General features: G+C 45.6%; 23 protein-coding genes, 1 tRNA gene and 1 pseudogene. 18 read left to right on the forward strand and 7 right to left on the reverse strand.

Features of this window, described 5'->3' with window-relative positions; all coding sequences use genetic code 11:
* The first annotated feature begins 232 nt into the window (after nucleotides 1–232).
* Entirely contained in the window at nucleotides 233–430 is a 198-nt protein-coding gene (locus tag ACFPXP_RS18610) for a hypothetical protein (protein ID WP_379895895.1), read from the forward strand.
* Between the two features lie 15 nt (nucleotides 431–445).
* On the opposite strand, the gene ACFPXP_RS18615 is transcribed toward ACFPXP_RS18610, so the two are convergent.
* The 7 genes and pseudogenes from ACFPXP_RS18615 to ACFPXP_RS18645 form a co-directional block, all read right to left on the reverse strand.
* Nucleotides 446–748, reverse strand: a complete 303-nt coding sequence (locus tag ACFPXP_RS18615) for a YfzA family protein (protein ID WP_379895896.1) — start codon at nucleotides 746–748, stop codon at nucleotides 446–448.
* A 37-nt stretch (nucleotides 749–785) separates the two neighbouring features.
* Entirely contained in the window at nucleotides 786–1,394 is a 609-nt protein-coding gene (locus ACFPXP_RS18620; RefSeq protein WP_379895897.1) for an ABC-2 transporter permease, read from the reverse strand.
* A complete protein-coding gene (locus ACFPXP_RS18625) occupies nucleotides 1,387–2,256 on the reverse strand; it encodes an ABC transporter ATP-binding protein (protein WP_379895898.1) in 870 nt (289 codons plus the stop codon). The genes ACFPXP_RS18620 and ACFPXP_RS18625 overlap by 8 nt, the downstream gene beginning before the upstream one ends.
* The gene (locus ACFPXP_RS18630; protein ID WP_379895899.1) at nucleotides 2,256–2,633 is read right to left on the reverse strand and encodes a GntR family transcriptional regulator; all 378 of its coding nucleotides are present in this window, start codon (nucleotides 2,631–2,633) and stop codon (nucleotides 2,256–2,258) included. The genes ACFPXP_RS18625 and ACFPXP_RS18630 overlap by 1 nt, the downstream gene beginning before the upstream one ends.
* 238 nt (nucleotides 2,634–2,871) lie before the next feature.
* Nucleotides 2,872–3,258: pseudogene (locus ACFPXP_RS18635) on the reverse strand (NAD(P)H-binding protein); the annotation flags it as partial.
* An 82-nt stretch (nucleotides 3,259–3,340) separates the two neighbouring features.
* Nucleotides 3,341–3,910: a phosphatase PAP2 family protein gene (locus ACFPXP_RS18640; RefSeq protein WP_379895900.1), complete on the reverse strand. Its 570-nt coding sequence runs from the start codon at nucleotides 3,908–3,910 to the stop codon at nucleotides 3,341–3,343.
* A 280-nt stretch (nucleotides 3,911–4,190) separates the two neighbouring features.
* Nucleotides 4,191–4,267, reverse strand: a tRNA-Arg gene (locus tag ACFPXP_RS18645).
* Between the two features lie 287 nt (nucleotides 4,268–4,554).
* Here ACFPXP_RS18645 and ACFPXP_RS18650 point away from each other — a divergent pair.
* The 17 genes from ACFPXP_RS18650 (at nucleotide 4,555) to hemB (ending at nucleotide 23,995) form a co-directional block, all read left to right on the forward strand.
* A complete protein-coding gene (locus tag ACFPXP_RS18650) occupies nucleotides 4,555–5,466 on the forward strand; it encodes a hypothetical protein (RefSeq protein WP_379895901.1) in 912 nt (303 codons plus the stop codon).
* Nucleotides 5,467–5,693: 227 nt separating this feature from the next.
* Nucleotides 5,694–6,995 (forward strand): trigger factor, encoded by a 1,302-nt coding sequence (gene tig, locus ACFPXP_RS18655; protein ID WP_379895902.1) that lies wholly within the window; start codon nucleotides 5,694–5,696, stop codon nucleotides 6,993–6,995.
* 206 nt (nucleotides 6,996–7,201) lie between these two features.
* Nucleotides 7,202–7,792 (forward strand): ATP-dependent Clp endopeptidase proteolytic subunit ClpP, encoded by a 591-nt coding sequence (clpP, locus tag ACFPXP_RS18660; protein WP_379895903.1) that lies wholly within the window; start codon nucleotides 7,202–7,204, stop codon nucleotides 7,790–7,792.
* A gap of 13 nt (nucleotides 7,793–7,805) precedes the next feature.
* A complete protein-coding gene (gene clpX / locus ACFPXP_RS18665; protein ID WP_379895904.1) occupies nucleotides 7,806–9,059 on the forward strand; it encodes an ATP-dependent protease ATP-binding subunit ClpX in 1,254 nt (417 codons plus the stop codon).
* A gap of 27 nt (nucleotides 9,060–9,086) precedes the next feature.
* Nucleotides 9,087–10,187, forward strand: a complete 1,101-nt coding sequence (gene ispG / locus ACFPXP_RS18670) for a flavodoxin-dependent (E)-4-hydroxy-3-methylbut-2-enyl-diphosphate synthase (RefSeq protein ID WP_379895981.1) — start codon at nucleotides 9,087–9,089, stop codon at nucleotides 10,185–10,187.
* A 164-nt stretch (nucleotides 10,188–10,351) separates the two neighbouring features.
* The gene (gene lonB, locus ACFPXP_RS18675) at nucleotides 10,352–12,046 is read left to right on the forward strand and encodes an ATP-dependent protease LonB (protein ID WP_379895905.1); all 1,695 of its coding nucleotides are present in this window, start codon (nucleotides 10,352–10,354) and stop codon (nucleotides 12,044–12,046) included.
* 178 nt (nucleotides 12,047–12,224) lie between these two features.
* A complete protein-coding gene (gene lon, locus ACFPXP_RS18680) occupies nucleotides 12,225–14,564 on the forward strand; it encodes an endopeptidase La (protein WP_379895906.1) in 2,340 nt (779 codons plus the stop codon).
* Between the two features lie 66 nt (nucleotides 14,565–14,630).
* On the forward strand, nucleotides 14,631–15,245 hold the full coding sequence (gene yihA, locus ACFPXP_RS18685) for a ribosome biogenesis GTP-binding protein YihA/YsxC (protein WP_379895907.1): 615 nt from the start codon (nucleotides 14,631–14,633) through the stop codon (nucleotides 15,243–15,245).
* A 262-nt stretch (nucleotides 15,246–15,507) separates the two neighbouring features.
* On the forward strand, nucleotides 15,508–16,095 hold the full coding sequence (locus ACFPXP_RS18690; protein WP_379895908.1) for a non-ribosomal peptide synthetase module: 588 nt from the start codon (nucleotides 15,508–15,510) through the stop codon (nucleotides 16,093–16,095).
* A 309-nt stretch (nucleotides 16,096–16,404) separates the two neighbouring features.
* Nucleotides 16,405–16,806 carry an adenosylmethionine decarboxylase gene (speD, locus tag ACFPXP_RS18695; RefSeq protein WP_379895909.1) on the forward strand — a complete coding sequence of 134 codons (402 nt, stop codon included), beginning with the start codon at nucleotides 16,405–16,407 and terminating at the stop codon, nucleotides 16,804–16,806.
* A 114-nt stretch (nucleotides 16,807–16,920) separates the two neighbouring features.
* Nucleotides 16,921–17,445 (forward strand): hypothetical protein, encoded by a 525-nt coding sequence (locus ACFPXP_RS18700; RefSeq protein WP_379895910.1) that lies wholly within the window; start codon nucleotides 16,921–16,923, stop codon nucleotides 17,443–17,445.
* A 176-nt stretch (nucleotides 17,446–17,621) separates the two neighbouring features.
* Nucleotides 17,622–18,989, forward strand: a complete 1,368-nt coding sequence (gene hemA, locus ACFPXP_RS18705; RefSeq protein ID WP_379895911.1) for a glutamyl-tRNA reductase — start codon at nucleotides 17,622–17,624, stop codon at nucleotides 18,987–18,989.
* 21 nt (nucleotides 18,990–19,010) lie between these two features.
* On the forward strand, nucleotides 19,011–19,826 hold the full coding sequence (gene ccsA, locus ACFPXP_RS18710) for a cytochrome c biogenesis protein CcsA (RefSeq protein WP_379895912.1): 816 nt from the start codon (nucleotides 19,011–19,013) through the stop codon (nucleotides 19,824–19,826).
* 22 nt (nucleotides 19,827–19,848) lie between these two features.
* On the forward strand, nucleotides 19,849–20,493 hold the full coding sequence (locus tag ACFPXP_RS18715) for a precorrin-2 dehydrogenase/sirohydrochlorin ferrochelatase family protein (protein WP_379895913.1): 645 nt from the start codon (nucleotides 19,849–19,851) through the stop codon (nucleotides 20,491–20,493).
* Between the two features lie 18 nt (nucleotides 20,494–20,511).
* The gene (gene hemC, locus ACFPXP_RS18720; RefSeq protein WP_379895914.1) at nucleotides 20,512–21,456 is read left to right on the forward strand and encodes a hydroxymethylbilane synthase; all 945 of its coding nucleotides are present in this window, start codon (nucleotides 20,512–20,514) and stop codon (nucleotides 21,454–21,456) included.
* A 4-nt stretch (nucleotides 21,457–21,460) separates the two neighbouring features.
* Nucleotides 21,461–22,999: a uroporphyrinogen-III C-methyltransferase gene (gene cobA / locus ACFPXP_RS18725; RefSeq protein ID WP_379895915.1), complete on the forward strand. Its 1,539-nt coding sequence runs from the start codon at nucleotides 21,461–21,463 to the stop codon at nucleotides 22,997–22,999.
* A 6-nt stretch (nucleotides 23,000–23,005) separates the two neighbouring features.
* Nucleotides 23,006–23,995 (forward strand): porphobilinogen synthase, encoded by a 990-nt coding sequence (gene hemB, locus ACFPXP_RS18730; RefSeq protein WP_379895916.1) that lies wholly within the window; start codon nucleotides 23,006–23,008, stop codon nucleotides 23,993–23,995.
* The last annotated feature ends 6 nt before the right edge of the window (nucleotides 23,996–24,001 follow it).

The raw sequence follows: 24,001 nt of genomic DNA on the forward strand, positions 1-24,001 counted from the left end.
CTTCCTCTCGGAGTTTTTGGGTTTGGTCACTTGAAAACTTCTCCAAATTGGGGTGAAGTCCCTTTTTTATCTCTGAAAATCCTTCTGTAACAAGGGCTCAGGTTTCTGCAAAATGCTCATATAAGAAAAAATTCCCCTAGGCACGTATCCGGGGGAATTTTTTGTATGTATACAGAACATACGTTCCTGCATATAATAAGAATATATGTTCTTATGCAGGAGGGTGAACAGCATGCAAAAATACGTTGGCCGGATCATAGAGATTATTTATCAGGATCGTAAAGGACAGTTTACGAAGCGCCGAATTCGAGTCTTGAGAATAGACGATGTTGTCGTAAAAGCATATTGCTATGCTGGGCGCGGACCGCGGCTGTTTTACCTGGACCGCATATTAGCCATCCAGCCAATCGTAAGGAATGCTGCGGTATGAGCCAATTGGGAATGGCTAGCTCGTGCTGCGCTTTTTGGAAAAGGTGGCATAGAGTGCGCTTATGATCGCGGATGGGATTAATGTAACGGTAAAAAATGCAGTTAATAAGTTTAGCTCCGGTTTGCTGTATGGAGTAAAAGATTCCGTAAAAAATGAAGTCTCGGCAACTCTTTCAAATACGTTCCCCTCTCGGAAATTGGGCATCCACGAAGTCATCTCAAAGACAATGAAGATCAATTGTATGACCAGAAAAGCTAGAGTTGCTGGCAGCCAGCTTCGTGAGCGGATGAACCGAATGATTTTACGTGCAGCCTTCATATTTAACACCCCTCCCTCGTAAGGCCTGTATCTTCTTTTAAAAAACCTTGTTTTTATAAATACGAATAGACAAGATCCACGAACCGCTGTACAGCACAATAGCGGATACGCAAGTGATCAAATAAAAATCGAAATGTGGTAAATCCAATAACGTTTTCGTCAACCCTCGGATGCGATCGTTTAAATTGGGGATGACAAAGTTAATAACGAACAAATAGATGCCAAATGCAACGATCGAAGCAGTATATAAGTATCGGCTTTGGAACTGATAAGAAAATGGGAATATCAAAGAGATCGATATCATCACGATGCTCACGATCAACAGCAATTGTTTCCAATCCATGATTTCCCTGTGAATCGCGAACTTGCCAAGAAAAATGGTAGCGACAACGATGAACGTAAATAAGAGCGCTGCAATGTATTTGGAGCTTACGATTTCACGGCGAGAATAAGGCAATGAATTAAGCAGCATATGGGTGGAAGATTTTTCATCCTGAATATATGCGTTCATAATGATGACGAGACAAAAAACAAGACCTACCCAAATCATGGAGACATCTAAAAATAAATAAACCAACAAGGCCGCAGGTAAAATGAGAAGTGTCTTTTTCTGTAAAAATACATCTTTTCGCAATAAATTAAGCATATTGCTCGCCTCCTTTCTTAGTATAAAACATGATGTCCTCCAGCGATGCCCTCTCAAGTAACACCATATCGCCAAAAATCTGCTCTACGCGAGATTTATTCGCGGTTAATGCCTCGAACCCGTGCTTCGATTTCCGAATAGCGACAAACTCTTGCTCGGTTTCCCGGTCCAGCAATTCCAATCCACCCTTGACAATGGCGTAATCCTCTTCAATTTGATAAAGCGTCTTCGTAAACATATGCTCACCCTGATGGATAAACGTAATATAATCGGCAATATGATCCAAATCCGTTGTAATGTGTGTTGAAAAGATGATCGTGACCTCTCCGTTTTGGATAAGCTGACGTAAAATATCTAACAACTCCCTGCGGATCATCGGGTCTAATCCAGACGTAGGCTCATCCATAATAATTAATTCAGCGTGATGCGATAAAGCGATCGCTAATGAAGCTTTCATGCTCATTCCTTTCGATAAAGTTTTAAACTTCTGATGCAGCGGCAGTTCAAAGGTTTGAACATAATGTTGGAATACATCATCATCCCAATTCCGATAGGCAGGTTTAATCATTCGTTTCATTTCCGCTAATGTCAATTGCTCATAAAAGACATTTTCATCATAGACGAAACCGATGCGTTGTTTGATTTCTTTTTCATGTTCAGAATAATTCAATCCAAACATCGAAATCGATCCGCTGTCAGGCTGCAATAAATTCATCATCAATTTGATGATGGTTGATTTTCCTGCGCCATTCCCACCGATAAATCCAGAAATAAATCCTTTTTTGACAGTCAGGCTCAAATCTGTTAATTGAAAATTGCGGAACGACTTATGTACATGATTAAATTCAATGACATTTTCCATCACTCTTCTCCTCTATACAATATGGTTAGCAGTTCTTTTAACTCTGTAAGACTTAATCCAATTTCTCTACTATTTTGAATGGCAGTCAGCAGCTGCTCCTCAATGACCTTCATTTTTCTCTCTTTCATCATTTCATGATTTTGCTCCGATACGAAGGACCCTTTTCCAACAATCGAATAAATAAATCCGTTCTTTTCCAGTTCTTCATAAGCGCGCTTGGTGGTAATGACGCTTAGGTCTAAATCCTTCGCCAACGCACGCATCGAAGGCAGTGGATCGCCGACTTTTAGTTCATTGGTCAAAATTTGTTTTTTAATTTGAGCATATATCTGCTCATAAATCGGTTCCTTCGAATGATTCGAGATGATGATTCGCATGCAATAACCTCTCTTATAGAACTACATTGTATATATACTTTATATACAATATATACAAATGTAAATGATTTGACAATATGCATTTTAAAAAAACACCTGAAAGGGCAATTTCCGTATCTTACGATAAGGAAACTTGCGCTTGCAGATGTTTTTCATTTTCATAAGCTATAGAAGGTGTTCTTGGGATTTAGGCCTTGAGGGATAGTTATTCGCCAAAAACTCAATTTATAGTTGTTTCATAGGGTTTAATATGCTCATTCCAATGATGGCGGTTGTGGGCCTGAATCGCACTGACCATAATAAATCGTGTTACATTTGCTCTTTCAGCCGCTTCCATCATTTTCACAGCTCCATCCAGATCGATCAGCAGTGTTTTATCGTAACCTGTCAGCCCGCCGGACCCTGCTGTAAAAACGACAGCATCGCAGCCTTTCACGGCATCTTCAAGCTGCTCCACGGTGCCTTCGAGGTTGCCTAGTGCGGCTTCTACACCCATCTGTTCAAAATTGATCAACTGTTCCTCTGTCCGCACCATTACTCTAACTTGATGCTCAGCATCTTCTTTTAATAGGTTCACCAGCAGCTTGCCAATTTGGCCGTTTGCCCCGACGATGAAGACCTTCAAGATAAAAACTCCTTTCGCTGGTCGCTTTATCATTAGGATTCTCATGAAGTAATAAAGTAATTATGCTCTGTTTTGTTCCGGTTTATCTCATCCCATTCACTTCGGTTTCTGCGTTTCTGCGGAACGATTTCCACTTGCCTGTTGCGAGTTCGTACCATCTCGTTTTTTCAAGAAAGTGGAATAATAAAACGGAAAGGGTGATGCCGATCACCGTTCCACAAATCACGTCCAGAGGGTAATGCTTTCCGACCCAAATGCGAGCAAAAGAGACAATACTCGCACATAATAAGAAAAACAATCCGGTCCGTTTAGAGAAGAGGTACAGCATTGTGGCGATGGCAAAAGCGGCTGCGGCATGATCACTTGGAAAAGAATTGCTTTCAATATGCGGCAGCAGCTGATTGACTTCATGATCGATAAATGGACGGTTGCGGTAATAGAAAATGGACACGAAACGGCTTATCAGGACTGCACCCACTCCAGCTGCAACTCCGTACACAGAAATTTTGTGATTGAAAATCCAAATAACGGCCAGACTCAATACGAAGTAGATATCTCCATAGTTAGCGGCATCCACGAATAACCTGCCCAGCCAACTCACATCGTTTGCACGATCATTGATCAGTTTGAAGAGACTGTAGTCCCATTCCATTTGAGTTCCTCCTAGAATCCTAAGGATGGTATAAGAGTTTGAAATATTCAGCGGAGCTTATTATTATGCTTTCATTAATAAATAATAACATGTAGTGTAATTTATCACACACTTTCTGACAAATACTGAAAATCATGTATCAAAGCTGCTGTTTTGGAAACAAACAAAAAAACCTCCAAGGGAAGATTCAATTCCTTAGAGGTTTTTAACAGCTCGGCGATTTCATTTCCTGCTGTCCAAGTCGTATGTAAGTATTGTGTCCGACATAAATTATGTAGAATGGCGTCCCAGGAGGGATTCGAACCCCCGACACACGGCTTAGAAGGCCGTTGCTCTATCCAGCTGAGCTACTGGGACAAGTTGTCTCAATCAGACGCAAGAAGTATCTTAACACATTCGATATTAAAGATCAACTGTTAATTTCTGAAAATATAAGATACGTCACGTTTCTTGACTGTCAGCAATTCAATATTATAATAGGTGGCATAGGTTTTGTCTAGTTTAAAATCATATCGGTGTAATCTTCATTATAATCACAAAGAAATAAGGGTTGGCGAATGATATAATTACCTATCCTTATCCTTTGGCGATAAATAGGTACTGCAAGGTTATGCAAGGGTTCATGCACAGACTATCGATAGGTGGTGGATGAGATTCAAAAGGAAACGCTGCAAAACGTAATCCTCCTGCCTAAAACCGTGGAGTATTATCAGTTCGAGCTTACCCGGATGCTGGAGACCGAGAAATATGCCGAAGCTAAGGAACTGCTTCGTTTTTTAATGGAATGTGAGGGGAAAGACGAAACGACCGCAGGCGAATGGTCTATGCTGCTAGGGTGGTTGGACCAACAGTTCCCGGATGCCGTTATTGCGGAGCAGGAAGAGGTAGACGAGACCGAGGAAGATCTGCTTAAAAAGCATATCGACAGCAAGGTACATACAGATCAGCAGTGGGTGACAGGACTGCTTCAGACATTGACGGGAAAATCGTCCTTCGAAAAAAAATGGATCGCACTGGAGCAGCTCGCCCACATAAAGCAGAAAGATTTGAACAGCCGGCTCAAGGATTGGGTAGAGCAGACGAGGCTTCATCCTATGCTGCAGTTCAAAGTACTGCAGACCTTAAAGCAGCGTGGAGCCAGAGGGAAAGTAACGATGAAACGGCTTGGAGAAACTGTGGAGCTGACGATCTCACAAACACCGCTGAAGTGGGAGGATTATCCCGAGGCCATTCAGAGCATTTTTCACAAGGTCCAAGAGGTATGTGAGGTGTATCATCCTTCGCTTGCTTATTTCGCAGAGCAAACATGGAAGGAATTTCTTTCCTGTATTTATGGAACGGCCATCTATAACGAATTGATGGAACAGGATGAGAGAGGACAAAAAATTTGGGCTTGTGCGCTTCATTATGTCGCAGATCAATCGATGGAGACCCAGGGAAGCGCGGAGGAGATCGCAGCCATGTATCAAGTGTATGAAGGCGAAGGCGATGAGTGGTTTCAGAGTTATTCCATCTTGAAGGAAGTACTCGGTCAAGCCTTCAGCTATCGCTCGTAAGTATGGACAGAGAAACTGCATCCGAGAAAATGCGGCGAACATCGGCAAGAAAAACTACAGATAAAAGTATGGCTGGTCAACCAAGAATTGACGGCAATGAAGGTTTTTCTTATAATATAGTGGTTGCTTACCATGGGGTTTAGATCCTTACTCGGATGTGAATAACAACAATTAAGGGTTACTATAAAACTTAGCAAGTGCTGATGACTTTGGAGGGGAAGCATAAAATGAACGCAAATTGGGAAAAATTAGAGAAGAACACGGGTGTACTGAAAGTTGAAGTGGAAGCGGAAAAAGTTGCCCAAGCATTGGACAAGGCATTTAAAAAAGTAGTTACGAAAGTGAACGTTCCAGGATTCCGAAAAGGTAAAGTACCTCGCCAGATGTTCGAAGCGAAGTTTGGCGTAGAAAGCTTGTATCAAGACGCAATTGATATTTTGCTTCCAGACGCATACGTAGAAGCTGTTGAGCAAGCAGGTATCGAGCCGATCGATCGTCCTGAAGTGGACGTAGAGCAATTCGCGAAAGGTCAATCTTTCATTTTCACGGCAAAAGTACAAGTGAAGCCTGAAGTCACTTTAGGTGAGTACAAAGGACTTGAAATTGAAGAGAAAGATTTCTCTGTCAAAGCGGAAGAAGTGGAAGAAGAACTGAAAAAAATGCAAGAACGTCATGCAGAATTGGTCGTCGTTGAAGAAGGTGCTGCGCAAAACGGAGATACCACCGTCATCGACTTCGAAGGATTCGTAGACGGAGAAGCATTCGAGGGCGGAAAAGCGGAAAATTATTCCCTTGAGCTTGGTTCAGGTTCTTTCATTCCGGGCTTCGAGGAGCAAATCGTTGGCATGGCGAAGGACGAAGAAAAAGAAATCAACGTGACTTTCCCAGAAGAATACCATGCTGAGAACCTCAAAGGTAAAGCAGCCGTATTCAAAGTGAAGTTGAACGAAATTAAGCGCAAAAATCTGCCGGTATTAGATGATGAATTCGCCAAGGACGTAAGTGAATTCGATACGCTCGAAGAGTACAAGAAGGATATCGAATCTAAGCTTGCTGAAAGCAAGAAGCGTGAGGAAGAGCAATATCGTGAAAATACAGTTGTTGAAAAAGCAGCTGCGAACGCGACGGTTGAAATTCCAGACGTGATGATCGAGAATGAGCTGAACGCGATGCTCAGCGAATTCGAAAACCGTTTGAGAATGCAGGGCTTGACAGTTGAGCTGTACTATCAGTTCTCCGGACAAAACGAGCAGCAGCTGAGAGAACAAATGATGCCAGACGCGCAAAAACGCGTTCTGAACAACCTGGTTCTTGAAGCGATTGCGAAAGCGGAAAACATCGAAGCGACGGAAGAAGATTTGAACGCTGAATTAGAGAAACTCGCCGAAGCGTATCAACGTCCAGTAGATGAGCTCCGCAGCATTCTTCAAGCGAATGGCAACCTGGACAGCTTGAAGCAGGATCTGCTCATTCGCAAAACCGTTGAATTGCTTGTTGCTGAAAGCAAAAGCGTCCCAGCGGTAGCATAGTTATAAAACCAAATCGGTTCACATAAAAATAAGGCACGAACGTCTAAAGTTGCGTGCCTTATTTTTACACTCGCAATCCTCTTGGCAACCGTGCTTCGCATCTTTGCTTTGCCTTGTCTGTGCGTGGTAAAATACTAAAAAGATGTTCCGTATGGCCGTGTTCTGTAACGGCTGAAGAGGAACGGATGAAAAGGAGTGTTGGGTCAATGAATTTGGTGCCTATCGTAGTAGAACAAACGAATCGGGGCGAACGCTCGTACGATATATATTCCAGATTATTGAAAGACCGAATCATCTTTTTGGGCAGCGCCATTGATGATGAGGTCGCAAATGTAATAACGGCTCAACTGCTTTTTTTAGCAGCAGAAGATCCAGAGAAAGATATTCACTTGTATATTAATTCACCTGGAGGCTCCGTTACGGCGGGTATGGCGATATTTGATACCATGCAGTTCATTAAGCCGGACGTATCTACGATCTGCGTTGGACTTGCGGCGAGCATGGGATCCTTGCTGCTTACAGCGGGAGCGAAGGGCAAAAGATTCGCTCTGCCGAACAGCGAAGTGATGATTCATCAGCCTCTTGGAGGCGTTAGAGGCCAAGCGGCTGATATTAAAATTCATGCCGATTGGATCATCAAAACAAAGCAGAAACTGAATCAAATATATGTGGAAAGAACCGGTCAGCCTCTCGAAAAGATCGAAAGAGATACAGACCGCGACTTCTTTATGTCAGCTGAAGAAGCCCGAGAGTATGGTTTGATTGATCAAGTGTTGAATCCGTCTGATCTGAAGTAGAAGAGGTGATTGCGTGTTTAAATTTAATGATGAAAAAGGTCAGCTGAAGTGTTCCTTTTGTGGGAAATCTCAAGATCAGGTGCGCAAATTAGTTGCAGGACCTGGCGTATATATTTGTGATGAATGTATCGAGCTATGTACAGAAATCGTCGAGGAGGAATTGGGGCACGAGGAAGAGTTTGACTTGAAGGAAATTCCGAAGCCTCAAGCGATCCGTGAGATATTGGACCAATATGTCATTGGTCAGGAACATGCGAAGAAATCTTTGTCCGTGGCGGTATATAACCACTACAAACGGATTAATTCCAAGAATAAGATGGAGGATGTTGAACTTCAAAAGAGCAACATCGTCCTCCTTGGGCCGACAGGCAGCGGTAAAACGCTTCTGGCACAGACGCTCGCAAGAATTTTGAATGTGCCTTTCGCTATCGCTGATGCGACTTCTTTAACGGAAGCAGGCTATGTCGGTGAGGATGTAGAGAACATTTTGCTGAAACTCATTCAGGCAGCCGATTATGATGTGGAGAAGGCGGAACGCGGCATTATTTACATCGATGAAATCGATAAAGTTGCGCGCAAGTCCGAGAATCCATCGATTACGCGGGACGTTTCGGGTGAGGGCGTTCAGCAGGCGCTGTTGAAAATATTAGAAGGCACGGTAGCTTCGGTTCCTCCGCAGGGCGGACGCAAGCACCCGCATCAGGAATTCATTCAGATCGATACGACGAACATCCTGTTTATTTGCGGCGGTGCGTTTGACGGCTTGGAGCAAATCATTAAGCGCAGAATCGGTAAAAAAGTCATTGGCTTCAATGCCGATGCACAAAAAACGGATCTGAAACCAGGCGAGTATATCTCCATGGTGCTTCCGGAAGACCTGCTGAAATTCGGATTGATTCCTGAATTCGTTGGACGTCTGCCGGTCATCTCCACATTGGAGCCGCTGGACGAGGAAGCGCTTGTGAAGATTTTAAGTGAACCGAAGAATGCTTTGGTTAAACAATATCAGAAGCTGCTGGAAATGGATAACGTGCAGCTTGAATTTGAAGAAGGCGCACTACGTGCGATTGCCAGCGAAGCGATTAAGCGAAACACAGGTGCACGGGGGCTGAGAGCCATCATCGAAAGCATTATGCTCGATGTCATGTTCGATATTCCTTCCCGTACGGATGTAGAGAAATGTGTCATCACAGAACAAACGGTGAGAGAAAAGCTGCCTCCGGAAATGCTGGAGAAGAAAAACAGCAAAAAAGAAGAAAGCGCCTGATTTTATGGGAAATAGGAGAGACGGATGATGTACCATCGCAAAGATACCGTACCGGTCAAAGTAGGGAACTTAACGATTGGCGGAAGTGATGAAGTCATCATACAAAGCATGTGCACGACGAAAACCGCGGATGTGCAGGCTACGGTGGCAGAAATTCATAGGTTGGAACAAGCAGGATGCCAAATTGTCCGAGTAACCGTCAATAATGAGGAAGCGGCTGAAGCGATTAAAGAAATTAAAAAACAAATCTCCATTCCGCTTGTCGCTGATATCCACTTTGATTATAAGCTGGCCTTGAAAGCTATTGAAAACGGCATTGACAAGGTCAGAATCAATCCTGGCAATATCGGTCGTAAAGAAAAAGTGGAAGCGGTCGTGAAGGCGTGCAAGGAAAAAGGCATTCCGATTCGTATCGGTGTCAATGCCGGCTCCTTGGAAAAGCACCTGCTTGATAAATACGGCTACCCCACACCAGAGGCGATGGTGGAAAGCGCACTGTTCCACATCGGTATTTTGGAGGAGCTGGACTTTCATGATATCATCGTTTCATTGAAGGCTTCCGATGTTCCAATGGCGATTCAAGCCTATTCGAAGGCGGCGGAGCTCATTAAATATCCGCTGCATTTGGGAATTACGGAAGCGGGGACGCTGTTCTCCGGAACGGTGAAGAGCGCAGCAGGATTAGGAGCTCTTTTATCGATGGGTATCGGCTCTACGGTCCGGGTATCGTTAAGCGCAGATCCTGTGGAAGAAGTGAAGGTTGCTAGAGAACTGCTTAAAACGTTTCACTTGATCTCCAATGCTGCGACTCTCATCTCCTGTCCGACCTGCGGCCGATTGGACATTGATTTGTTCTCAGTGGCGAATGAGGTAGAGGAATACCTCCAGAACGTGAAGGTGCCGATTAAAGTCTCTGTCCTAGGATGTGCCGTTAACGGTCCGGGAGAGGCAAGAGAAGCGGACATTGGCATTGCCGGAGCTAGAGGTGAAGGATTGTTGTTCCGTTACGGGGAAATGATCCGTAAAGTGCCTGAAGCTGAACTGGTCAGTGAATTGAAAAAAGAAATTGATCATATTGTAACCGAATATGAACGAACCGGACAGATTCCGGGGCGTAAACATGGATAAAACGATGACTGCGGCAGCGATGCCGCAGTTTTATTTTGCCTTCTAGGTTATGGGTATATTTAGTAACCAAGGATCAAAATCGTGGGGGTTAGACCCGGTAACATCAGGCAATACTAACGATTATTAGATGGTTTGTGTAATGATGTGTCCGGGAGGTACATACTATGAGTCTAACTGTAATTTTGATGCTGGTGCAGGTGTTTTTTGCTGTCATTATCGGTCTCTACTTTTGGAACTTGTTGCGCAATCAGCAGACGAATCGTTCCGCGGTAGATAAAGAATCGCGTAAAGAGATGGAGAAACTAAGAAAGATGCGCTCCATCCAGCTCACGGTTCCCTTATCTGAGAAAACAAGACCGTCCAAAATGGAGGATATCGTTGGTCAAAAGGAAGGGTTAAAAGCCTTGAAGGCGGCATTATGCGGGGGCAATCCTCAGCATGTATTGATTTATGGACCTCCAGGCGTGGGGAAAACAGCTGCCGCTCGTGTTATTTTGGAAGAAGCGAAGAAAAATCCGTTGTCTCCGTTTAGAACAGACGCGAAATTCACCGAAATTGATGCAACGACCGCTCGATTTGACGAGAGAGGCATTGCCGATCCGCTTATTGGCTCCGTGCATGATCCGATTTATCAGGGCGCTGGAGCGATGGGAGTAGCGGGGATTCCACAACCAAAGCCTGGTGCGGTGACAAAAGCGCATGGAGGCATCCTTTTTATTGATGAAATTGGAGAGCTGCATCCGATTCAAATGAATAAACTGCTAAAGGTGCTGGAAGATCGAAAAGTATTCTTGGAAAGCTCCTATTACAATTCGGAAGACCCGAACATTCCAAAATATATCCACGAAATATTCCAAAACGGTTTGCCTGCTGATTTTCGCTTAGTCGGTGCAACGACAAGGCAGCCCCATGAAATTCCGCCTGCCATTCGTTCACGCTGTATGGAGGTATACTTCCGTCCGTTACTGCCGCATGAAATCGCATCGATTGCGGAACAGGCGTTGAAGAAGCTAGGAATGGAACCGGATCATCAAGCGATTGAAGTAGTCAAGAAATATGCAACAAATGGACGGGAAGCCGTGAATATTGTGCAGTTGGCATCTGGTATTGCAATCACCGAAGGTAAGACGAATGTCACTGCAGAGGATGTAGAATGGGTAGTGAACAGCAGTCAAATTTCACCAAGGCCGGACTTGAAAATACCGCTTGAGCCCAAAATCGGCTTAGTTAACGGTCTTGCGGTATATGGGCCCAATATGGGATCGCTGCTGGAGATCGAGGCGATTGCCATTCCTGTATCTGGAACGGGCACCTTTAACCTCACCGGAGTTGTAGACGAAGAAGAAATGGGCGGCGGCAGCAAGACATTAAGACGTAAGAGCATGGCTAAAAGCTCGGTGGAAAATGTGATCACCCTGCTCAAGCGGATGGGATATGAGCCGCAAAACTATGATATTCACATCAACTTTCCTGGGGGGATCCCCGTAGACGGCCCATCGGCAGGCATTGCGATTGCAACGTCAATCATCTCTGCTATGAAGCAGGTGCCGGTGGATAACAAGCTGGCGATGTCGGGTGAAGTAAGCATACACGGCAAGGTGAAGCCTGTAGGCGGCATTGTTGCCAAGGTAGAAGCAGCACTGCAGGCTGGGGCGGAGAGGGTACTTATTCCGAAGGATAACTGGCAGGCCATATTTGAAGGAATGGAAGGCATCAAGGTTATACCGGTAGAAACGCTAGATGAAGTCATCGATGAGGCCATCTCTTCGCAGATGGAAGCATCTGAGACAGAGCAAATCGATCAAGTGGAAACAAGAGTCGCCGGATTTCCGCTTCTTCACGCGGACAGCAGCACTTAACCCTTTGCAGATGCATGATCTATCCGTCGATTGGTTTTTTTACCCATCATTTGATAAAATGAATTACACTAATCCATTTGACGAAGAAATCAATCCAAACCCGCGATTTCTATTGTCATCAGCCGGCATTCCGGATGAAATGGATTGAACGAGTGGAAGTGTATGGAGGTGTATTTTTTTGGGGGTGCAGAAAGACCAGTTCAGAAAACTCCCTTTACTTCCTTTGCGTGGATTGTTGGTATATCCCAGCATGGTGCTGCATCTGGATGTAGGCAGGGAAAAGTCAGTTAAAGCTTTGGAACGGGCGATGGTAGAAGACAATATGATCTTGCTCTGCAGCCAAGCCGAAGTCGAAATAGAGGATCCTTCCACCGATGATATTTACCGGATCGGGACGATAGCGAAAGTACGTCAAATGCTGAAGCTGCCGAACGGTACAATTCGAGTATTGGTTGAAGGAGTTCAACGTGCAGAAATTAGCGAGTATACAGATAACGAAGAATATTATGAAGTCATGCTCAAAGAGCTGGAAGAAACGGGTGAAGGCAATCCGGAGCTGAGTGCTTTAATGCGCATGGTGCTCAGCAATTTTGAACAATTTATTCAGCTTTCTAAAAAAATCAGTCCTGAGACGTTTGCGGCGGTATCAGATATTGAAGAGCCCGGTCGTCTTGCCGATGTGATCAGCAGTCACTTATCGCTCAAAATTAAAGACAAGCAGGATATTTTAGAAACAATGGACGTCAAAGAACGATTAGAAAAACTGCTGGAGCTGCTGCAGAACGAACTGGAAGTATTGGAGCTTGAGAAGAAGATCAGTCAACGAGTCAAGAAGCAGATGGAGAAGACTCAGAAGGAATATTATCTTCGCGAGCAAATGAAGGCGATCCAAAAGGAGCTCGGCGATAAAGAAGGCCGTGCCGCGGAAGCCGAAGAACTGCGTGAGCAGCTGAAATCTACCGACGTTCCGGATAAAGTGAAGGAAAAGATAGAGAAGGAAATTGATCGGTTGGAGAAGATGCCTGCCGCTTCTGCGGAAGGGGGCGTCATCCGAAACTATATCGATTGGCTGCTCGCGATTCCATGGAATAAACAGACAGATGATGATCTGGATATTCGTAAAGCGGAGCAAATATTAGACGAGGATCATTATGGCCTGGAAAAGCCGAAAGAAAGGGTACTCGAATATTTGGCTGTGCAGAAGCTGGTCAAAAAATTAAAAGGACCGATTCTTTGTTTTGTTGGACCTCCCGGTGTAGGGAAAACATCGCTTGGCCGTTCCATTGCGAAATCGCTAGGTCGTGAATTTGTCCGGATTTCTCTTGGCGGTGTAAGAGACGAGGCCGAGATTCGAGGACACCGCAGAACGTATGTAGGAGCGATGCCTGGCCGCATCATTCAAGGGATGAAGAGTGCGGGTACGACCAATCCGGTGTTCCTGCTTGACGAAATTGACAAAATGTCGATGGATTTTAGAGGAGATCCGGCTTCGGCGCTGCTCGAGGTGCTTGATCCAGAGCAAAACTCTACGTTCAGTGATCATTTCATCGAACTTCCTTTTGACTTATCCAAGGTCATGTTTATTACGACGGCCAATGTGGTGCACAACATACCTCGGCCGCTGCTCGATCGGATGGAGGTATTGTATATATCCGGCTATACGGAGCTGGAGAAGCTGCAAATATCGAAGAAGTATCTTTTGCCGAAGCAGCGTGAAGAGCATGGGCTTTCCGAGGAACAGCTCATTGTGGAAGAAGAAACTTTAGTGAAAGTGATTCGTCAGTATACACGTGAGGCTGGGGTTCGGAATTTGGAGCAGCAGATGGCTTCCTTGGCACGAAAGGCAGCGAAGATGATCGTATCCGACCCAGACAAGCAGACCATTCATATTACAGCTGAAAATCTGACTGATTTCCTCGGTCCAGAGAAATTTCGCTATGGCTCAGCTGAACGGGAGGATCAGGTCGGTTCAGTGACCGGCCTCGCATGGACAGAGGTAGGCGGTGATACATTAAATATTGAAGTTGCCCTGCTGCCGGGCAAAGGAAAGCTAACGCTGACGGGTAAGCTTGGTGACGTGATGAAGGAATCCGCTCAAGCGGCACTCAGCTACGCTCGTTCGAAAGCAAATCAGTATAACCTGAGTGTGGAGATGTTCGAAAAAAACGACATCCATATTCACATTCCTGAGGGGGCCATTCCGAAGGACGGACCGTCTGCGGGGATCACGATGGCAACCGCCATTATTTCAGCGCTGACGAATATTCCGGTTTCCAAAGATGTGGCCATGACCGGTGAAATTACGCTTCGCGGAAGAGTGCTGCCTATCGGGGGCCTAAAGGAAAAAAGTTTGGCTGCGCACCGTGCTGGAATCAAGAAGGTGCTGCTTCCGAAGGAGAATGAAAAGGACCTGCATGAGCTGCCTGAGAGTGTAAGTGAGCATATGACCTTCGTGCCTGTATCCCATATGGATGAGGTTCTTGAGCATGCGCTTGTAAAACCCCTTGTCGTAAGCTAGGAGCGCGCGTCTGCTTGTTTAAGAAGAAAGAATGATTGAAGTGTCAGCGGAAAAGAGTGGTGTACCATGAAAATTCATCAAGCGGAATTTATTATTTCCGCCGTTAGACCGGATCAGTATCCAGAGGACGCCTTGCCGGAGATTGCTCTGGCAGGGCGCTCCAATGTAGGAAAGTCTTCACTAATAAATCGGATGATTAATCGGAAAAACTTAGCTCGTACGAGCTCACAGCCAGGGAAAACGCAGCAGTTGAACTATTACATGATCAATGAGCAGTTATATTTCGTTGATTTCCCCGGCTATGGATACGCGAAGGTATCCAAAACCGAAAGACAAAAATGGGGTGCCATGATTGAAACGTATTTAACGAGCCGTGAGCCCCTAAAGCTAATATTGCTGGTGATCGATGTGAGGCATCCGCCTACAAAGGATGACCAGCTGATGTACGATTGGCTGATCTATTACAACATTCCATGCTGCGTTGTCGCGACTAAAGCGGATAAAATTCCGCGTTCCAAATGGGATAAGCACCTGAAGGTGGTACAGCAAACGTTGAATAAAAGGCCGGAGGATCCAATCGTTTTGTTTTCTTCGGAAACAGGCATGGGCAGGGACGCTCTATGGGAGACCATTTTATCCTTCTGTCATGATCAACAAACAAGCATAGAGACTGCTGAATGACTTCAGCGGTCTTTTTTGCACCTTGTTCCATCCGTTGTCCTAAATTAAAACGCTGAGAATGATATGTAAAGAACAGAGGTATTGCGAGAATTTCATGCTTTCTTTAGAGCTGATTGCAAATAAAAACGAATTTTTATGCAATTTCCTGTAAATTCCGTGGCCGGGAGAGCAGGAAACATTCAAAGAAATGGTGTATAATGTTTATTGAAAAGATAACTAATCAAAAGTACCTTTTCGCAAAAAACAGAATCGAGGGATTTTTATGGCTAAGCGGTTAGCGACGCATTATGTCAAAACCTGCTTGAAATTAAAAGAAGCCGAATTGCTGAAATTTGTAAACCTATTTGCCGATCAGCAGGCGAGTTTGCAAATCAAAGTGTATGAAAACGGAAACCAGGAGGTAGCAATCCAAGATATCGATTCTTGTGAACAAATCAAGTTGGCATTTGAACGCAGAGAAGGTATGTTTATCTCTACAGGCTCCTGTCGCTTCAACAACGTAAAACTGGCGAACGTGATGCGCAAAGCGATTTCTATGTTTAAAGGAGACGCTTTGGTTCACAGAGAGTACCCGGGCTATATCATGGAATATGAATATACGAATGGTGCCGTTACGAAGATTGCGGAGAAAAAACAAGGACTTGAGCGGGTCGTTTATGAATTCAAGAATACATTAGGCAAAATGCAGCAGCAATATCAGCGGTTGGCGGTAGAAGCTGAGATCGAGCTGTTGAGAGCACGGGTCAATGTTTTACTGGATCACCGCAACGAGGCTGAAGGAAGTACACTGCGGATTGATAACCAGCTACTATCGATTTCAAAACAGTTATTTGCTCTTGAGGCATTGTAAAATTATATATCTGCATTCAGATAAAACACGTTGCAGGCGGCCTGCCTAGACGTGTTTTTTTCTTTGTTTACTTATTAATACGCGGGGCTAGAGGCCGAGGTAACTTTATCCATTGTTTTATTTTTGAAAAAGTATTGCAATTCACCCCAATAGATGTTACTTTATTATTCGTTGACATTGTTATTTAGGAACCAGGATTCACTCAGGACATTGAATGTTGCGAGAGATTATTCCCTCGAGAAGTGAATGACGTAGGTCCTAGCGGATGAAATCCAATCATTTTATTCCTAGGAAGGGGGAAACCGAAAGGTGGAATATTCTACTTTCGGAAGACATGTTGCTGTTGATACTTGGGGAGTTCAATTTGAGTTGTTAAACAATGCGGAATGGCTAGAGGCACAAATGGTTGAAGCTGCGGAGGCTTCCGGTGCAACGGTACTCTCTGTTCAGTCGAAGCAATTTGAGCCACAAGGCGCAACAGTACTTGTAATGCTTTCTGAGAGCCATCTCTCGATCCATACGTATCCTGAGAAAGGATTTGCAGCCATTGATTGTTACACCTGTGGAGAAACTGTGGATCCTCAAATCGCAATTGACGTTATGGTTTCCGTGTTAAAGCCGGAAAAGATTTATGCTAAAAAACTCGTTCGCGGCCTTGGAGAATTAGCAGTAGAAACTCCGGTTTGCAAGCAAGTCGAATATGTGAAGTAAGTCGAATCGTACGAATAACGAAACCATGGATGCATGTCATCCATGGTTATTTATTTTTCCGCCGATCCATACATATGTTGTATAGACAAGTGTTTAATCGGACGGGAGGATTTTATGTCAATACGGTTGAAAAGAACGTTCATTTTGGTCGTAACTGCTCTTGTAATTGGTTATCCTGCATATCAGATTTTAACGGTAATGGATCAAGAGGAGCATCGTGAGGATGCCGTCCTCATGCTTTATCAGGTTTCCTTATTTCAAATGGAAATGCTTCGAGGTGCACTTGTTGACAGCGAGAACGCTCGTACGACCTCTGATCTGGAGGCTTTAAAGCAATCGCTTTATTCAGCAGGTTATGTGCATGAACGGTTTCGATTAGCGGTAGGCAGCGGGAATTTGGGAAAGCTGGACTTTCCAGAACGTATGCAGCAGTATATTCTTCGAATCCAGATTGGCGGGGAGCGGAAGCTGGAGGATCGTGAACTGCAGCCGTTCATAGAGACAAGCAAGATATATGAGGGAATGTTCGAAACGTATCGCCAGCTGATGTCCTCCAGTAAGGAAGTATATCGTTCTCAAAATGAAAGATTGCAAGAGCTTGATCAGGAATTGTCGAATATGTTTCAGGAGATGGAATAGCCCGGGAAGCACGGCTGGGTATGGGAAACAGCTGGAAAAGACATACTAACATTGCGTCACGTTTTATTCAAAATTTGACAACAATGAGCTTGTCGGAATATGATATAATACATTAGAACAATTATAATTAAGAAATAGAACAAGTCGATCTATGAATGATGAAGGCGGGTGATCACATGCACATTTTAGCTGTAGGATTGAATTATAGAACAGCCCCTGTTGAAGTGAGGGAGAAGTTCGCATTGTCCGAGCAGCAATTGACAGAAGCCCTCGCCGGCTTAAGACAAGCAAAGAGCATCATGGAATGTGTCATGGTGTCCACCTGCAATCGTACGGAGATTTATGCGGTTGTAGACAGATTGCATGTATGCGGATATCATATCCGTGCATTTATGGAAGAATGGTTCGGAGTTCCTAGTCAGGAATTCACGAAGTATTTATACATTTATGAAGACGAGCAAGCGATCGAGCATTTGTTTAGGGTGACGTGCGGTTTGGACTCCATGGTCATCGGTGAAACACAAATTCTCGGGCAAATACGCCAAGCTTTCTTCACTGCCCAAGCCGCGGAGACGACAGGCACCTTCTTTAACATGCTGTTTAAGCAGGCCATCACGCTAGCGAAAAAAGCACATTCTGAAACTTCTATCGGAGAAAATGCGGTAAGTGTCAGTTATGCAGCGGTTGAACTGGCAAGAAGGATATTCGGTGATTTTACGAATAAGCAGGTTATGATTGTCGGCGCTGGTAAGATGAGCGAGCTGACGGTGAAATATTTATTGGATCACGGGACGAAGAAAATCGTGGTCGTCAACCGCACATTGCAAAGAGCCCAGGATCTTGCCCGGCAGTGGAACGGTGTTGCAGTATCGTTGGATGAAATGGAAGGTTATTTGGCGGATACAGATATCGTGATCAGCTCTACCGGTTCGAAGGAAGTGGTGATCCGAGAGGAGCATGTACGCGGCGCAATGAAGCGGCGCGGGTCGAAGCCGATGTTCTTTATAGACATTGCGGTTCCTCGTGATATTGATCCGAATGTTCAGAATTTAGAGCAAGTATTTCTTTATGATATTGATGATCTGGAAGGCATCGTGGAGAGCAATTTGGAGCTTCGCAAGCAGGAAGCGGCCAAAATTGAGCAGATGATTGATTCGGAGATTGAAGCGTTTAACGGGTGGTATAAGACACTCGGTGTCAGTCCGGTTATTCGTGCGCTGCAGGAAAAGGCGGCTGCGATTCATCGGGAAACCATGGACAGTATGCTGAACAAGCTGCCGGAATTAACGGATCGGGAGATCAAGGTTATTCGCAAATTAACCAAAAGCATCGTCAATCAAATGATGCACGATCCAATCCTGAATTTGAAAGAGATGGCGGTTCAAAAAGATGCGGATGAAGCGATCGCGATGTTTACGAAATTTTTCGCGCTCGAACCTTCGCTTCAAGGGCCCAACGCTTTGGAGGCGAAAGGTGCTTCTTCAAAGGAAGAGCTGGGATACAGCATGCAGCGGTCAGCAGCGCCTTTGCTGGCCCGCACATGACCGCCTGGCAGGGGAATAACGATGATCTTCCATCAGACCTACTATAACTTTATCGTTTATATTTATGCCCTGAGCCTGTTGTTCATTTCTGCGGACTTGTATCAAAAGAACCGCAGAGCGAAACAATTCGGTACAGGGTTGCTTGCTTTTGTCTGGCTGCTGCAGACGGTTTTTATTGTTTCAAGAACCGTGGTTAGCGGCTACTTAGCGGTTCACAGTATGTTTGAAACACTGTTTTTCTTTTCGTGGATTTTGTGCACTGCAGCGTTCATATTACAGTGGATTGTCCGAAGCTACGGTTACCCTTTTTTTATCAGCTTATCCGGTTTTCTGCTTTTGATGGCATCGCTGTTTTTTGATCCGTCCAGTCAAAATGTTCTTCAAGATTGGCACAAGGAACGGCATTTTATAACGATTCATGTGTTATTTGCCATTTCCGGCTATGCGGTATTTTCAATTTCAGCCGTTTTTTCCGGAACCTATTTGTTTTTACACCGAAAACTGAAGGAGAGAAAATGGTCGCTTTCTATGCAAAGACTGCCCAGCTTGGACCGCATTGATCTGTATGCGTTTCGCTCCGTCATGATCGGTGTGCTGCTGCTGCTGTGTTCGCTTATATTCGGTTTGGCGGGCATCGTCTTGGCCCAGCAATTCGAAGTGCTTACCGATGTGAAGGTACTGTCGACTGTTGTGCTTTTGACGGTTTATTGCCTATACGCGCTGCTTCACTACCGTAAGGACAGCTATGCCAATCGAAGGGCGTGGTACAATATGGCAGCCTATGCTGTGTTGATGATCAACATGTTTGTGACCAATGTTATTTCGAGGTTTCATTAATAACGAACGGGTGTGAGGGCAAGTGGAAGGTGGTATGCCATATTATGCGGTGATGTTGGATATGACGGACAAGCACTGCTTGATCGTGGGCGCAGGGGCAGTTTCGGAAAGAAAGACACAGCAATTGTTGAACTGCGGGGCGAAGATTACTGTCGTATCGCCGACCACAACCGAACGGTTTGAACATTGGCTGGAATCGAGGCAGATTACGATTCGGCGCAAGCGCTATTCAGCGGACGATCTTCAGGCGGGAATGATCGTATTTGCTTGCACGAATGATAAGGCCGTGAATTCCCAAATATGTGCGGATGCAAAGCAGAAGGGGCTGTGGGTGAATGCTGCCGATCAGTTCGAGCAAGGAGATTTTATCGTTCCTGCGCAGGTATTGCGGGGGAAGCTGCACATGGCAGTGAGCACTGCCGGGGCCAGCCCGGCGTTGACGAAAAGAGTGGCAGCGGAAATTCAAGAGCGGTACGGAATAGAATATGAGGCATATACTCATTTGCTTCATGAATTTCGAGAAACGGTGCTTTTACAGGTTACGGATGCAAAACGTAGGCAAAAATTGTTAAAAAAGGCGGCCGAAGATCATCGTCTGTTGGACTGGATTCGAGCTGATCGAAGGGAAGAGGCGAGAAAGCTTTGCTTCTCCTTTCTGCAGGATTAATATACTTGGAGGCTGGAAATGCGTACAATCATCGTAGGAACACGTCAGAGTGCGCTTGCACTCACACAAACTCAGCATGTCATCGACGAATTGAAAGAGCTGTGTAAGCAGCACGGCCTGTCCTATCAATTTGAGACGAAAAAAATCGTAACCAAGGGCGATCAAATCTTGAATGTGACCCTTTCGAAGGTTGGAGGCAAAGGATTGTTTGTCAAAGAAATAGAGCAGGCAATGATGAACGGAGAAATCGATATCGCTGTACATAGCATGAAGGATGTACCCGCGGTGCTTCCAGAAGGCCTTATGATTGGAGCGGTACCGAAGCGAGAAGACCCAAGAGATTGCTTAATTACGAAAAGCGGCAAAGGATTGGATGATCTTCCGGAAGGGGCGAAGGTCGGAACGAGCAGTTTGCGCAGAATGGCGCAGCTGAAAGCTTACCGCGCAGATTTAAATGTGGAATGGATTCGTGGCAATATCGATTCGCGGATCAAAAAATTAGAGAATGAGGATTTCGATGCGATCGTACTGGCTGCGGCAGGGCTCAAAAGGATGGGCTGGGAAGATCGAATCCATCATTATTTGCCTGTAGATATTAGTCTTCCGGCTGTTGGACAAGGCGCACTAGGAATCGAATGCAGGGCGGACGATATGCAGGTAAGAGAATTGCTTGCTCTATACAATGACCATCAAACCGTTCTTGCGGTTGCTGCAGAGCGCTCATTTTTATCCGCATTGAATGGCGGCTGCCAAGTGCCCATCGGCGCATACGCAGAAGTGATTGATTGGAACGAGGGTCTAGAACCCAAGCTGAAAGTCACGGGCTTGATCGGTGATCCGGAAAAGCATCAGGTATGGAAGGAAGCGATCGAGGGCAATGTTCCGGATGAAATGGGCAAGGCGGTGGCTGAAAGATTGATCAAGCAAGGAGCGGACCGGATTCTGGAACAGTATAGGGGATGAGAATTTGAAAAGGGGAAAAGTATATTTAGTCGGAGCGGGACCCGGAGACCCGAAGCTCATTACGGTCAAAGGACTAGAGGCGCTGCTCAAATCAGACGCCATCGTATACGACAGGCTTGCTAGCCCAAGGCTGCTTTCCTACGCAAGGCCGGGTACGGAGAAAATATATGTTGGAAAGCTGCCGGATCGGCACACGATGAAGCAGGAGGAAATTAACCAGCTGCTCGTTGATTTGGCGCTTCAGGGCAAAACAGTAACGAGACTTAAGGGCGGCGATCCTAGTGTATTCGGTCGTGTGGGAGAGGAAGCCGATTTGCTTGTCCAGCATGAAGTAGAGTATGAGATTGTGCCAGGCATTACGTCCGCCATTGCGGTGCCGGCGTATGCGGGAATACCGGTCACACACCGAGAATTCAACACCTCTTTCACGGTCGTTACCGGTCATGAAAAACCGGAAAAGCTGGATTCTACAATCAACTGGGAAAAGGTGTCCACGGCTTCAGATACGCTTATTTTCCTTATGGGCGTGGCTAAGATCGGATATATTAGTGAGCAGCTGATAAAGCATGGGCGCAGCCCTTCCACTCCGGTCGCTTTAATCCGCTGGGGAACACGTCCGGAACAAGAAACGTTAAGCGGTACGCTCGAAGATATTGCGGAGAAGGTAGCGAAGGCAGAGTTCAAACCGCCGGCGGTGATCATTGTCGGAGAGGTTGTACGGCTAAGAGAGCGTCTAAAGTGGATTGAGAAAAAGCCTCTGTTCGGAAGAAGGATCTTGGTGACTCGCTCCAGAGAGCAGGCAAGCGAGCTATCTCAGCAAATTTACGACTTAGGCGGAGAGCCCGTGGAGGTGCCGCTGATCCGGATGGAGCCTCTGCGGCATCCGGATGATCAACAGCGAATCCAAGAAACGCTGAATCAGCTGGAACAGTATGATTGGATCATCTTCACTTCCGTGAATGGTGTGGATTATTTTTTCAATTCACTGCAGGACAACCACATCGATATACGAAAGCTTGGAAAAGCGAAAATTGCAGCAGTAGGTCCCAAAACGGCTGAGCATCTGTTTCGTAAAGGCTTGATCGTTCAGCAAATACCGGAGCGTTATCAGCAGGAAGGTGTCTTTGAGCAGGTCATGAAGGAGGCGGTCCGCGGCCAGAAAGTGCTGCTTCCGCGTTCGGAGATCGCTCGGAAGTGGCTTCCGGAGCAACTGAAAGCGAAGGGATTTGAAGTAACGGAACTTGATTTATACCGTAATGTACTTCGTTCAGACGATGCGGAAGAAATGATTCAGCTGCTGGAGCACCGGGAGATCGATACGATCAGCTTTGCCAGCTCATCGACGGTCAAGCATTTTGTAGAACTGCTTAGGCTACATCAGAAGGATCCGATTCTTCTTACGAAGGGGGCGGATATTGCTTGTATCGGTCCGATTACGGCTAAAACGGCAGAAGAGTGCGGATTGAAAGTCAATATACTGGCCCCGGAAGCAACGATTGAGTCCATGGTACAGGCCATCATCAGCCATTATCGAAAGGAGTAATACATCATGAATTTTCCTATCCAAAGACATCGCCGGCTTCGCAGCTCTGCAGCGATTAGAAGAATGGTGAGAGAGCATACGGTTTCTACCGACGATCTGATTTATCCGATTTTTGTAACGTTCGGTACCAATGTCAAGGAAGAGATTCCATCGATGCCTGGGGTATATCACTTCTCGTTGGACCGGTTGGAAGAGGAGATCAAGGAAGTTCAAGCTTTGGGTCTTCCTTCCGTTCTTCTGTTTGGCGTGCCTGAGCATAAAGACGGTGTAGGGACGTCTGCTTTCGAAGAAAACGGCATTGTACAGCAGGCAACCCGCAAAATTAAAGAGTGGGCACCAGAGCTTCTGGTGATCGCCGACACCTGCCTTTGCCAATTTACAGATCATGGACATTGCGGTGTGGTTCAGGAGTGCGGCCACGGCGAAGCGGTCATCATGAATGACGCGTCATTGGAATATTTGGTGAAAACGGCAGTAGCTCAGGCGAAGGCAGGGGCGGATATCATTGCACCTTCCAATATGATGGACGGATTCGTCCAGGCGATTCGCAAAGGGCTGGATGAGGCTGGCTTTGAGCATACGCCGATCATGTCTTATGCCGTTAAATATGCTTCCGCTTTTTATGGACCGTTCCGTGATGCGGCTCATTCCACGCCGCAGTTCGGGGACCGAAAAACATATCAGATGGATCCGGCGAATGTGCGTGAAGCACTGCGTGAAGCGGAATCCGATATCGCCGAAGGTGCAGACATCCTGATGGTAAAACCGGGACTTGCATACATTGATGTACTTTCCCAGCTTAAGCAGAAATACAATCTGCCAATGGCTACCTATAATGTGAGTGCGGAATATGCGATGGTCAAAGCGGCCGCCGAAAAAGGGTGGATTGACGAGCAGGCTGTGGTGATGGAAACGATGGTTTCGTTTAAGAGAGCGGGTGCCGACATGATCCTAACGTATCATGCTAAGGATGTCGCCCGTTGGCTGAAAGGGTGAGTGATC

The sequence above is a fragment of the Marinicrinis lubricantis genome (assembly GCF_042658665.1).
Classification (GTDB): Bacteria; Bacillota; Bacilli; order Paenibacillales; family KCTC-33676; genus Marinicrinis; species Marinicrinis lubricantis.

Excerpts from the sequence above, each read along its gene's own strand:
- ACFPXP_RS18610 (WP_379895895.1), top strand. The coding sequence starts at position 233 with ATGCAAAAATACGTTGGCCGGATCATAGAGATTATTTATCAGGATCGT.
- ACFPXP_RS18615 (WP_379895896.1), bottom strand. The coding sequence starts at position 748 with ATGAAGGCTGCACGTAAAATCATTCGGTTCATCCGCTCACGAAGCTGG.
- ACFPXP_RS18620 (WP_379895897.1), bottom strand. The coding sequence starts at position 1,394 with ATGCTTAATTTATTGCGAAAAGATGTATTTTTACAGAAAAAGACACTT.
- ACFPXP_RS18625 (WP_379895898.1), bottom strand. The coding sequence starts at position 2,256 with ATGGAAAATGTCATTGAATTTAATCATGTACATAAGTCGTTCCGCAAT.
- ACFPXP_RS18630 (WP_379895899.1), bottom strand. The coding sequence starts at position 2,633 with ATGCGAATCATCATCTCGAATCATTCGAAGGAACCGATTTATGAGCAG.
- ACFPXP_RS18640 (WP_379895900.1), bottom strand. The coding sequence starts at position 3,910 with ATGGAATGGGACTACAGTCTCTTCAAACTGATCAATGATCGTGCAAAC.
- tig (WP_379895902.1), top strand. The coding sequence starts at position 5,694 with ATGAACGCAAATTGGGAAAAATTAGAGAAGAACACGGGTGTACTGAAA.
- clpP (WP_379895903.1), top strand. The coding sequence starts at position 7,202 with ATGAATTTGGTGCCTATCGTAGTAGAACAAACGAATCGGGGCGAACGC.
- ispG (WP_379895981.1), top strand. The coding sequence starts at position 9,087 with ATGTACCATCGCAAAGATACCGTACCGGTCAAAGTAGGGAACTTAACG.
- lonB (WP_379895905.1), top strand. The coding sequence starts at position 10,352 with ATGAGTCTAACTGTAATTTTGATGCTGGTGCAGGTGTTTTTTGCTGTC.
- yihA (WP_379895907.1), top strand. The coding sequence starts at position 14,631 with ATGAAAATTCATCAAGCGGAATTTATTATTTCCGCCGTTAGACCGGAT.
- ACFPXP_RS18690 (WP_379895908.1), top strand. The coding sequence starts at position 15,508 with ATGGCTAAGCGGTTAGCGACGCATTATGTCAAAACCTGCTTGAAATTA.
- ACFPXP_RS18700 (WP_379895910.1), top strand. The coding sequence starts at position 16,921 with ATGTCAATACGGTTGAAAAGAACGTTCATTTTGGTCGTAACTGCTCTT.
- hemA (WP_379895911.1), top strand. The coding sequence starts at position 17,622 with ATGCACATTTTAGCTGTAGGATTGAATTATAGAACAGCCCCTGTTGAA.
- ccsA (WP_379895912.1), top strand. The coding sequence starts at position 19,011 with ATGATCTTCCATCAGACCTACTATAACTTTATCGTTTATATTTATGCC.
- hemC (WP_379895914.1), top strand. The coding sequence starts at position 20,512 with ATGCGTACAATCATCGTAGGAACACGTCAGAGTGCGCTTGCACTCACA.
- hemB (WP_379895916.1), top strand. The coding sequence starts at position 23,006 with ATGAATTTTCCTATCCAAAGACATCGCCGGCTTCGCAGCTCTGCAGCG.